9 protein-coding genes are annotated in these 10,766 nt (G+C 69.2%); 3 read left to right on the top strand and 6 right to left on the bottom strand.

Annotated features, from left to right (window positions below):
- Positions 1-32: 32 nt before the first annotated feature.
- The 6 genes from ACIREO_RS24160 to ACIREO_RS24135 form a co-directional block, all read right to left on the bottom strand.
- Positions 33-1,820: an ABC transporter ATP-binding protein gene (locus tag ACIREO_RS24160; RefSeq protein WP_404113661.1), complete on the bottom strand. Its 1,788-nt coding sequence runs from the start codon at positions 1,818-1,820 to the stop codon at positions 33-35.
- 43 nt (positions 1,821-1,863) lie between these two features.
- Positions 1,864-2,919, bottom strand: coding sequence for an iron-siderophore ABC transporter substrate-binding protein (locus tag ACIREO_RS24155; RefSeq protein ID WP_404113660.1), 1,056 nt, complete (start codon positions 2,917-2,919; stop codon positions 1,864-1,866).
- Between the two features lie 116 nt (positions 2,920-3,035).
- Positions 3,036-3,875, bottom strand: a complete 840-nt coding sequence (locus tag ACIREO_RS24150) for an ABC transporter ATP-binding protein (RefSeq protein ID WP_404113659.1) — start codon at positions 3,873-3,875, stop codon at positions 3,036-3,038.
- Positions 3,876-3,915: 40 nt separating this feature from the next.
- On the bottom strand, positions 3,916-4,977 hold the full coding sequence (locus ACIREO_RS24145; protein WP_404113658.1) for a FecCD family ABC transporter permease: 1,062 nt from the start codon (positions 4,975-4,977) through the stop codon (positions 3,916-3,918).
- Positions 4,974-6,032 (bottom strand): FecCD family ABC transporter permease, encoded by a 1,059-nt coding sequence (locus tag ACIREO_RS24140; RefSeq protein ID WP_404113657.1) that lies wholly within the window; start codon positions 6,030-6,032, stop codon positions 4,974-4,976. Before ACIREO_RS24140 ends, ACIREO_RS24145 begins: the two co-directional genes overlap by 4 nt.
- 88 nt (positions 6,033-6,120) lie before the next feature.
- On the bottom strand, positions 6,121-7,476 hold the full coding sequence (locus ACIREO_RS24135; RefSeq protein ID WP_404113656.1) for a lysine N(6)-hydroxylase/L-ornithine N(5)-oxygenase family protein: 1,356 nt from the start codon (positions 7,474-7,476) through the stop codon (positions 6,121-6,123).
- 217 nt (positions 7,477-7,693) lie between these two features.
- On the opposite strand from ACIREO_RS24135, the gene ACIREO_RS24130 reads away from it, so the two are divergent.
- From ACIREO_RS24130 to ACIREO_RS24120, 3 genes are all read left to right on the top strand, one after another.
- Positions 7,694-8,641: a methionyl-tRNA formyltransferase gene (locus ACIREO_RS24130; protein ID WP_404113654.1), complete on the top strand. Its 948-nt coding sequence runs from the start codon at positions 7,694-7,696 to the stop codon at positions 8,639-8,641.
- A gap of 135 nt (positions 8,642-8,776) precedes the next feature.
- Entirely contained in the window at positions 8,777-9,124 is a 348-nt protein-coding gene (locus ACIREO_RS24125; protein WP_404113652.1) for a VOC family protein, read from the top strand.
- Positions 9,125-9,312: 188 nt separating this feature from the next.
- Positions 9,313-10,761 carry a glycosyltransferase gene (locus tag ACIREO_RS24120; RefSeq protein WP_404113650.1) on the top strand — a complete coding sequence of 483 codons (1,449 nt, stop codon included), beginning with the start codon at positions 9,313-9,315 and terminating at the stop codon, positions 10,759-10,761.
- The last annotated feature ends 5 nt before the right edge of the window (positions 10,762-10,766 follow it).

The following is a 10,766-nucleotide window of genomic DNA, read 5'->3' as shown; positions in this document are numbered from 1 at the left end:
ATGAAAGCGGGACCAACTCAACTCAGGGATGTCTAACTGCCCTCGCGCCAGGCCCGCCACAGTCGCGCGTACCGTCCGCCGAGAGCGACCAGCTCCTCGTGGGTTCCGTGCTCCACGACGCGTCCCTCGTCCAGCACGGCGATCCGGTCGGCCGCCATCGCCTGGGTCAGCCGGTGCGCCACGAACAGCGTGGTCCTGCCCGAGCAGGCGGCCCGTACGGACCTCTCCAGCTCGGCGGCGCCCTCACTGCCGGCCTCCGCGGTCGACTCGTCGAGCACCACCACCGGAGCCTGGTTCAGCACCAGCCGGGCCAGGGCGATCTGGGCGACCTTCGTGACGTCCAGGCGCTCACCGCCCTCACCGACCAGGGTGTTCAGCCCGTCGGGGAGCGCGGAGACCCACTCTCCGGCACCGACCGTACGCAGTGCGTCCATCAGCTCGGCGTCGGCCGCTCGCGGCGCGGCCAGCCGCAGGTCGTCGGCGAGCGGTCCGGAGAACACGTGCGTCTCCTGCGTCAGGATGCTGACCAGAGCCCGTGCGCCCGCCTCGTCCATGCCGGCGAGGTCGTTCGGCCCGATCCGCACCGAACCGGACTGCGGGCTCCCGATGCCGGCGATGAGGGCGGCCAGGGTCGACTTGCCCGCACCTGTGGCACCGACCAGGGCGAGCGAGCCGCCGGCCGGGATGGTCAGGCTGACGTTCCGCAGGACCGGCTCCTCGGCGCCGGGATAACGGAAGGTCAGGTTCTCCACCGTCACCGGGTGGTCCGTGGCGCCCGCGGACGCCACGGAGGTGTCACCCACCAGCCGTTCCTCGGCGGACTCCCCCACCACCCCGACCAGCCTGGTGAGGCTCGAACCGGACTTCTGCGCCTCGTCGAAGGTGAACATGATGGCGCCCAGCGGGGTGAACAGCCGGTGGAACATGAGCGGTGCCGCCGACACGTCTCCGAGGCTCGCTGCGTCGGCCTCCAGCAGGACGTATCCCACCACGAGGATCAGGACCAGCCCGATGAACTCAGCACGGTTCTCCCGGCCGACGAACCGGCCGAAGATCCGGAAGACGTCGATGCCGAGATCGCGCACCCGCCACGACCGGGCGGTGACCTGCTCGCGGAAGGCTCCCTCGAGGCGGTAGGCCCGGACGGTGTCGATCCCGTTCAGTCCGCTGATCAACGCCTGCGCACGGTCGGCCTGGGCCGCCCTCTGCTGCTGGTACAGCGGAGCGGACCGCGGCAGATACCAGCGCAGGGCCAGCCCGTACGCGGGCAGGGCGCCGGCGCCCGCCAGGCCGAGCCTCCAGTCGAGGCCGAACATACCGACCGTGGCGATGGCGACCAGCACTCCGGCCGAGAACACCGTGGGGATGGCCGTCCGGATGCCTCTGGACAGCACGGCCACATCGTCGCCGACCCGGGACAGCACGTCGCCCCGGCCGACCTGCTCGATCCGTGCACTGGGCATCCCCAGCACCGCCCGGGCCGCCGCTTCCCGCAGTTGCGCGAGAAGATCCGCGCCCAGCCGCCCGATCAGGTAGGTCGACACGGCGGTGGCTGCCGCGCCGAGCAGCGCGGCAGCTCCCATCAGGACCCCGATCGTGACCAGGGCCGACCGCCCGTCGTCGTCGACCACCCCGTCGACCACCCGGCCGAGCAGGAGCACCGGAAGCACCTGGAGCGCCGCCCCGGCCACCGTGGTGAGCACGGTGGCCGTCGTCAGCCACGGCGCTTCGCGGCAGCGCGCCGCCACCCACCGGGTGGACTCGCCCCCGGCCGCCGTGCGCAGGGTGGCCGGGGCGACGCGCGTGGCGGTGCCGCTCACCCGTGGACCGGGTCGGGCCGGGGGCGGGGCCGGGCGGCGCGCGTCACCGGTCGACCGACTCGACGAGTTCGTCGATCGCGTACGGCAGTGACAGCAGGGTGCCCTGGGACATGGCCGCGCCCACGGCGGGGCCCTCGCTGTCCAGCAGGTACGAAACCTTCCCGGCCTTGACCGCGGGCAGGTTGGCGAACAGTTCGAACTTCTTCAGTGCCTCCTGGTCGGCCTTGTCGTTGATGACGAAGATGCGGTCGACGTCGACGAGGTCCATGCGCTCGGGGGAGAGCTTGGTGTAGAAGGAGTCGCCGGCGATCTCGTCGATCTTCGTCGCCCCCTTGAAGCCGATGCCTGTCACCAGCCGTCCGCGTACGTCGGTGGTGGTGAACGGTGCGACCGAGTCCTCGTACCAGGACAGCGGGACGGCGGTCCGGTCCGCGAACTCCGGGTGTGCCTCACGGGCCGCGTCGAGCTTGCTCTGGATGCCCTTCACCAGTGCGGTGCCCTCGTCCTCCTTGCCCAGCGCCTTGGCGATGTGGACGGCGTTGTCCTGCCACGGAGCGCTGAACAGCTCCTTCTCGCCCTTGGTGCGGCCCACCGTCGGGGCGATCTTCGAGAGCTTGTCGTAGGCGGCCTGGTCGATCTCGGAGTAGACCGCGATGATCAGATCCGGCCGAAGCGCCGCGATCTTCTCGTAGTTGGGTCCCGAGTCACCGTTGCTCATCACGACCTCGGGGCGGGTGTCGCCCCACTTGTCCTTCACCCAGGGCCACTGGGTGTTGATGTCGGGAGACTTCCCTGCCGGGTTCGGGTACTGGTCGACCATGCCGACCGGCTTGATGCCGAGCGCGAGGATGGCCTGGTCGTCGGTGTAGCCGACGGAGACGACTCGTTCGGGAGCCTTCTTGACCTCCGTGGATCCGAACGCGTGCTCCACGGTCACCGGAAAGGCGCCGGACGCGGCAGCCGGGGCCTTGTCGCCCGCACCGGCGTCCGCCTCGTCGGAACCGCATCCCGCGAGGAGGCCGATGCCGAGTGTCACGGCGGTGAGTGTCGCCGCCAGACGCCGCCATGGCTGCTGAAACGTCGATCTGTGGAAGAGCATCCGTCAATCCCCTGCTTTCGCGCTGTCCGCTACACCCCGTCCAAGTGCGACCAAACCTTATCCATACGGGGTGAGGTTAGCCTAGCCTAACTGGCGGTAATTCCTGTGCCGGAAACTCAGTTGAGCTGCACATGAGTACGCCCGATGGGCACGATGAGCGGACGGTCCCCCACCGGGTCGTCGATCACCTTTGCCCGCAGCCCGAACGCCTCGTGCAGCAGATCGGCGGTGATCACGTCGCGCGGGTGCCCCTGAGCCAGGATCGACCCGGCTCGCATGACGACGAGGTTGTCGCTGTAGCGGGTGGCCAGATTGAGGTCGTGCAGCACCATGACCACGGTGCGGCCCGACTCGTGCAGGTCGTCCACCAGATCGAGCACATCGATCGCGTGGGCCAGGTCCAGATACGTGGTCGGCTCGTCCAGCAGCAGCAGATCGGTGCCCTGAGCCAGCGTCATCGATATCCAGACACGCTGACGCTGTCCTCCGGACAGGGAGTCGACCGGACGGTCGGCGAGCTCGGACACGCCGGTCATGGCCAGCGCGCGCTCCACGACGGAGGCGTCGTCCGACGACCACTGCCGCAGCCAGCTCTGGTGCGGATGGCGCCCTCTGGCGACCAGGTCGGCCACCGTCAGCCCTTCCGGGGCGACCGGGGCCTGCGGCAGCAGCCCGAGCTTTTTCGCCACGTCCCTGGTCCTGAGCTTGACGATGTCCTCGCCGTCCAGCACGACCGCCCCGGCGGTCGGCTTGAGGAGCCGCGTCAGGGTGCGCAACAGGGTCGACTTCCCACAGCCGTTGGGCCCGATGATCGTCGTGATCAGTCCGGGCGGGACCGTGACGTCGAGACCGTCGATGACGGTCCGTCCGCCGTAGCCGACGGTGATGCCCCGCGCTGCCAGCCGCGGGATGTCATCGACCGCCGAATCGGTCTTCGTGATGTGCTCAGCGCCCACAGGTCCCCCGTTGTCCGGTTCGTACGGTCGTTGTCGTCAGCTATCTGAGGTTCGCCCGCACCAGCAGATACACAAGGAAGGGCCCGCCGATCGCGGCCGTGACCACGCCGACCGGAAGACTGATCGGCAGCGCCGAGCGCGCGGTCAGGTCCGCACCGATCAGCAGCAGCGCACCCACCAGGCCGGACGCCACCAGCGGAGGCGTCGGGCATCTCGCCAGGCGCATCGCCACCTGCGGCGCCACCAGCGCCACGAACGGCACCGGGCCCGCGGCGCTCACCGCGGCGGCGGCCAGCAGGACCGCGCACAACAGCAGGACCGCCCGCACCCTCGAGAACCGGACGCCCAGTCCCGCGGCCACCTCGTCGCCGAGGTGCATGGGCTTGAACTGGAACGCGGCGCCCGCCACGACCGCCATGAGCACGAGCGTGCACCAGAACACCACCCGGACCTCGTCCCACGACCGGTTGTCCAGCGAGCCCACCAGCCACACCTGCGCCCGTGCCACGTCCCTGATGTCGGCCGTGGTCAGGAGCCAGGTGGTGATCGCCTCCATCACGGCGGTCACCGAGATACCGATGAGTATGAGCCGGAAACCGTCGATCCCTCGCCGCCACGCCAGGAAGTACACGAGCAGGCCCGTGCCGAGGCCGCCCGCGAGAGCCGCCGCCGACAGGCCGACGGTGCTGACGACCGCTGCGGCGGTCCCGCCCGAGACCGTCACGAGGAAGACCGCGACGGCACCGGCTCCCCCGGTGATCCCCAGAATGTCGGGGCTGGCCAGCGGATTGCGGGCCACGGACTGCGTGATCGCCCCGGACACCCCCAGCGCGATTCCCACGAGGAGCCCGGCCAGAGCGCGAGGCATCCGAAGATCCATGATCACGAACTCGTCCACCTGCTCGCCCCGGCCCAGGATCGTCGCGATCACCCGGGACAGGCCGATGGGGAAGTCGCCGACCCCGATGGACAGACAGAACACCAGGAAGGTGGCCGTAGCCAGCAGCAGCGTGACCAACACGATCCAGGGCCGCCAGACGAACGACACCTGGCCGAGCCGCACACCGGGCGCCACCCGTCGCTTCACATCTGTCGCGTTCATGCGCTCCTGAACTTTCCTCGCCACACGAGAGCCGCGAAGAACGGGGCCCCGAGAAGGGCGACGACGACACCCGAGTCCAGTTCGCCCGGCCGCACCACCAGGCGCCCCACGATGTCGCAGACCAGAAGGACGACGGCGCCGAGGAGCCCCGCGTAGGGCACCAGCCAGCGGTAGTCCGGCCCGGTCAGATACCGGGCGACGTGGGCCACCATCAGCCCGAGGAAGGCGATGGGGCCGCATGCCGCCGTCGCCGCCCCTGCCAGCAGGGTGATCGCGACGATGCCGACGGTCCGGCTCAGCGCGATGTTCACGCCCAGCCCCCGCGCTACATCGTCCCCCAGACTGAGCAGGTTGAGGGAGGGGAGCGTGGTCAGCGCCAGCACCACGCCGACCGCGATGAACCCGGTCACCGGCCAGATCACGTCGAAGCCGACGCCGGCCACGGAACCCGCGTTCCAGAACCGCAGCGCGTTCAGCGACTTCAGGTCCGACAGGGCGATCGCGGTCGTCATCGCCGCGAGGAAGACCGTGACTCCCTGACCGGCCAGCGCAAGCGTCAGCGGATTACCAGCCCCCCGGCCGATACTGGACAGCCCGAACACGACGACACCGGCGACCCCCGCCCCGAGGAAGGCGAACCAGACGTACTGGAACGGGTCGGCGAAGCCGAACACGGCGATCGCGGTCACCACGGCGAACGAGGCTCCGGAGTTCACGCCCAGCAGCCCCGTGTCCGCGATCGGGTTGCGTGTGTACCCCTGGATCAGCGCTCCGCCGATGCCCAGCGCGACGCCGGCCACGATCGCGAGCACCGTCCGGGGCACCCGCACCGTACGCACGATGAGCCTGATCTCGGTGAGGCGCTGGTCGGTGTCCGGCGCGGCGGACAGCCCGTGCCACACCTCTGCGGGACTCAACGCCCGCGCCCCGACGGCCAGCGACGCGGCCGCACCGACCACGAGGATCGCCACCAGCACTCCCAAGCCCACAACCCGCTTTCGACGGCCCTCTGTTGTGCCCGTGGGAGCGGGACGCTCCACTGCAGTCGTGCTCATGTCGACGTACGATATCCCTTTGATCTACGCGGTACGCATCAGGCGGCCGGGCCCCTGTGCGAGCCCGCAAGGTGAGTCCGTGCCGGCCCTAGCCGGCGGTGCCACCGGCGGCCTCCGCGACCGATCCGGCCTCGTCGGAAGCGGCCTTGAGGCCTCGGCCGAGCATCGAGTCCAGGATCTCACCGACCCGGATCGCGGTGTTGGACAGCAGGGCGGAGGTGATGCCGTGCGTGTGCTCCGTGCCGCCCTGCAGGTAGATGCCGCAGTCCAGAGCTGGATCGGTCGCGATGCGGTAGTCGCGCCCGACACGGACGCGTCCCTCCTCGTCTCGGAGGCAGAGGTCCGCGGCCTCGCCGAGCAGGCCCAGGGGGTCGACAGGGCTGTAACCGGTGGCGAACACCACGATGTCGGCGTCCAGGACGGTCTCCTCGCCGGTGACCAGGGACTTCACGGTGGCATGGACCATGTCCGGTTTCTCCTCGACGGTGGCGAGCCGGGACACGTTGAGGAAGCGCAACCGTTCCGCGCCGAGGACCTTCTCCTGGTACATCCGCCGGTACAGGTCGTCGATCAGGTCGATGTCCACCACCGAGTAGTTGGTGTTGCCGTGGTAGTCCATCAGCCTGCGTTTGGTCTCGTCCGGGGCGGCGAAGTACTCGTCGACCGCCCCTGGGTCGAAGATCCGGTTGGCGAATCCGCTGTCGTCGGCGGGGCTGTAGCCGTAGCGGGAGAAGACCGCGCAGACCTCGGCCCCGGGGAAGCGGCGGTGCAGGTAGGCGACGTTCTCGGCGGCGCTCTGTCCGGCGCCCACGACGACGAACCTGGAGGGCGAGGCGCCTTCCAGCCCGTCGGCCCTCGCGAGCAGTTCGGAGTTGTGCCAGACGCGGTCGCCGCGCTCCACGCCCTCGGGCATGAGGGGTCGCAGCCCGGTCCCGATGACGACGTTGCGGGCCCGGCGGACCATGAGCCCCTCGGCCGAGCGGACCGTCACGTCCAGGTACTCCACAGCGCCGTCACGCACGACAGGCGTGACACCGACGGCCTCGTGGCCGTAGGTGACCATGCTGTCGACCTGGGCCGCCGCCCACTCCAAGTAGTCGTGGAACTCGACCCGGAGGGGGAAGAGGTTCTTGTGGTTGATGAAGTCGACCAGCCGGCCCCTGCTCTTGAGGTAGCAGAGAAAGCTGTATTCGCTGGCCGGATTCCGCAACGTCACCAGGTCCTTGAGGAAGGACACCTGCATGGTCGCGTCGTCGATCAGCATCCCGCGGTGCCAGCCGAACCGCGGCTGCTGTTCGAAGAAGTGGGCGGTGACCGGCTCCCGCACGCCGGCCCCTGCGTTGTGCTCGCCGATCGCGAGCGCCATCGCCACGTTGGACGGCCCGAAACCGATGCCGATGAGGTCGTGGATCGGTGGTCCGTCGCCAGGCCGAACCTGTGACATGTCACTCCCATCGTGCGGGGAAGCCGCCTGAAGACGCGCGGAACCGAAGCCCGGGCACGCCGATCGGGTCCGCCCGTCGCAATTTAGGTGAGCCTAAGCTCATCTCCCGGAACTGTCGATACCGCAGGGCGCCGCTTCCACCATGGGGCCTGGTTGCATACTTAGGTAAGCCTCGCTTTACTGGGCAGTCATCAGTCACTGCGCCAAGGAGGAATTCATGCGTGTCGTCATGTTCGGGTACCAGACCTGGGGCCACCGCACCCTGCAAGCCCTCCTGGACTCCGAGCACGACGTGGTTCTGGTCGTGACGCATCCCAGGAGCGAGCACGCGTACGAGAAGATCTGGAGCGACTCGGTCGCCGACCTCGCGGAAGCACGGGACGTCCCGGTGCTGATCCGTAACCGTCCCGACGACGACGAGCTGTTCGAGCGCCTCCAGGAGGCCGACCCGGACATCATCGTGGCCAACAACTGGCGGACGTGGATCCCGCCGCGCATCTTCGCCCTCCCGCGACACGGCACACTGAACGTCCACGACTCGCTGCTGCCGAAGTACGCCGGCTTCTCGCCGCTGATCTGGGCCCTGATCAACGGCGAGTCCGAAGTGGGCGTCACCGCGCACATGATGAACGACGAGCTCGACGCCGGCGACATCGTCGGACAGGAGGCGGTCCCGGTCGGACCGACGGACACCGCCACCGATCTCTTCCACAAGACCGTCGACCTCATCGGCCCGGTCACCATCGGCGCACTCGGCCAGATCGCTGCCGGCCGGACGGAGTTCACCCGGCAGGACCGCTCCCGGGCGACGTTCTTCCACAAGCGGTCCGCCGAGGACATCCGCATCGACTGGACCTGGCCCGCTGAGGACCTCGAACGGCTGGTCCGCGCCCAGTCCGAGCCGTACCCCAGCGCGTTCACCTTCCACAGGGGCAAGCGCATCGAGGTCCTCGCCTCGGTGGTGTCCCAGGGCCGTTACGGCGGAACACCCGGGCGCGTCTTCTACCGCGAGGGCGACGGCGTGGTGATCGTCGCCGGGGCGGACGCCCGCACCGGCCGCAACCACGGGCTGGCCATCACGCGCGTACGCACCGAGGACGGCAGGGAAGTACCCGCGACGGAGTACTTCACCACCATGGGCGGATATCTGACCAGCCGTCCATGACGTCACGGTTCTCCTCCTCCGTACGCTGATCCGCACGCGGGGCCGAGACAGGCGGAGCAGCTGCGCCCCGGCGCCCTTCCGGACAGAATCAGACGCACGTCCGCTCTGGCGCGTCAGCAGGAGAAGGAGCTCACCGTGTCGATCCGCCGTGTCATGCCGGATATCCGTTCAGAGGCCATGGAGGAGAGCCGGGGCTTCTACGAACGTCTGGGATTCGAGGAGGTCATGAACCTCGGCTGGGTCATGACGCTCGCCTCTCCTTCCAACCCCACGGCGCAGATCACCTTCATGACCCACGACGAGACGGCACCGGTCGTCCCCGACATGAGCGTGGAAGTGGACAACGTGGACGAGGCCTACGCGGTGATGCGGGAGACCGGCGCCGAGATCGTGCATCCCCTGCAGGACGAGGAGTGGGGCGTGCGCCGGTTCTTCGTCCGTGACCCCAACGGCCGCGTGGTCAACGTGGTGGGACACCGCTGATCCGCTCGGGCGGGCCGCTTCTGCACGCCTCGTACCTTCCGTGACCGTGCGCCGTTCGTGCGAATGAAGCCGACGGCTCGCGCGTCCGGAGCGTGAAGAGGGTGACTTCACCACCGGATGGGCGACTGTGGTGGGACGGAGCGCACCGAGACCACCGCTCCGGGTCCCAGGACGTCCGGAGGTGTCGCGTGACCGGCCTTCAGCTGTCGGTCGTGGTGCCCTGCTTCAACGAGGCCGAGGGCATCGGCTCCTTCCACACGGCCCTGGTGGCCGTCCTGGAAGGGGAAGGGCTCGGAGACGCCTTCGAGATCTGCTACGTGGACGACGGCAGCGGCGACCGCACCCGGCTGCTGCTCAACGCGTTCGCGGCCCACGACGAGCGGACGCGCTACACGGCGTTCAGCCGGAACTTCGGCAAGGAGGCCGCCATGCTCGCCGGTCTCCGCATGTCGCGGGGCGCCGCTGTGGTGATCATGGACGCCGACCTCCAGCACCCGCCCGAACTCATCCCCCGCATGCTCGAACTGCACCGGCACGGTTACGACCAGGTCATCCCCCGCCGTGACCGCTCGGGTGAGGGCGTGGTCCGCAGCGCACTCAGCCATGCGTACTACGCCGTCGTGCGCCGTTGTGTGGACGTGGAGCTCCTCGACGGGAGCGGGGACTTCCGGCTGTTGTCCCGGCGGGCGGTGGAGAGCGTCCTGTCCATGCCGGAGAGCAACCGCTTCTCGAAGGGGATCTTCTCGTGGATCGGCTTCGACACGGTCAGCTTCCGCTACCGGAACTGCGAACGCGTGGCCGGCCGGTCGAAGTGGGGAAGCAGACGGCTGCTGAACTACGGGATCGACGGGCTCCTGTCCTTCAACAACCGCCCGTTGCGCCTGGCCATCTACGCCGGCTTCTGGGTCTTCCTCTCGGCACTGGCCTATGCGGTGTGGACGGTGGTGACCGTCGTGCTGCACGGCGCCGACACCCCGGGTTACGCCACCCTGCTCACCGCGGTGGTGGCCCTCAGCGGAATCCAGCTGGTTACCCTCGGGGTCATCGGGGAGTACGTGGGGCGCATCTACCACGAGGCCAAACACCGGCCGCCCTATGTGGTGCGGGAGACCGACGAGGACTGTCCGGCGCCGTCGGACGGCCCTCCGCCCGCGTTGACCGCGCTCGTCCCTCCACCGAGCCGCACCGCGCGCCAGTTCGGCAGTTTCGTCCTGGTGGGATGCGTGAACACGGCCGTCTATCTCGGTGTCTACGCCGTCCTGAACCGTTGGATCCCCTACCTGCTCGCTCATGTCCTCGGATACGTGGTCAGTATCGTGTGCTCGTTCCTGCTCAACTCGTACGTCACGTGCCGGACGAAGCCGACGTGGCGTGCCTTCGTGCGCTATCCCGTGTCGAGCGTCGTCAATCTCGTGGCTTCGGGCGCTCTGCTCTACGGGGCGGTCAGCGGTCTCGGCATGGACAAGAACCTGGCCGCGCTCGCCGCCGGCGTCCTCGTCACCCCGGTCTCGTTCCTGCTGGCCCGGTGGGCGATCATGTCGGGCCGCCGCGAGGTGTCCGACCCCGCCGGGCCGCCGGAGCAGCCGGTGGGCGCGGCGGTCCCCGACCTCCCCATCAGCGCACCCGAGGACCGGTGAGCGCG

Origin of the sequence: Streptomyces sp. NPDC102441 (assembly GCF_044765585.1) — a bacterium.
GTDB lineage: Bacteria > Actinomycetota > Actinomycetes > Streptomycetales > Streptomycetaceae > Streptomyces.
The sequence above is the reverse complement of the archived record's forward strand: the minus strand, read 5'-3'. Positions and strand labels throughout refer to the sequence as shown.

Excerpts from the sequence above, each read along its gene's own strand:
- ACIREO_RS24145 (WP_404113658.1), bottom strand. The coding sequence starts at position 4,977 with ATGAACGCGACAGATGTGAAGCGACGGGTGGCGCCCGGTGTGCGGCTC.
- ACIREO_RS24140 (WP_404113657.1), bottom strand. The coding sequence starts at position 6,032 with ATGAGCACGACTGCAGTGGAGCGTCCCGCTCCCACGGGCACAACAGAG.
- ACIREO_RS24130 (WP_404113654.1), top strand. The coding sequence starts at position 7,694 with ATGCGTGTCGTCATGTTCGGGTACCAGACCTGGGGCCACCGCACCCTG.
- ACIREO_RS24155 (WP_404113660.1), bottom strand. The coding sequence starts at position 2,919 with ATGCTCTTCCACAGATCGACGTTTCAGCAGCCATGGCGGCGTCTGGCG.
- ACIREO_RS24135 (WP_404113656.1), bottom strand. The coding sequence starts at position 7,476 with ATGTCACAGGTTCGGCCTGGCGACGGACCACCGATCCACGACCTCATC.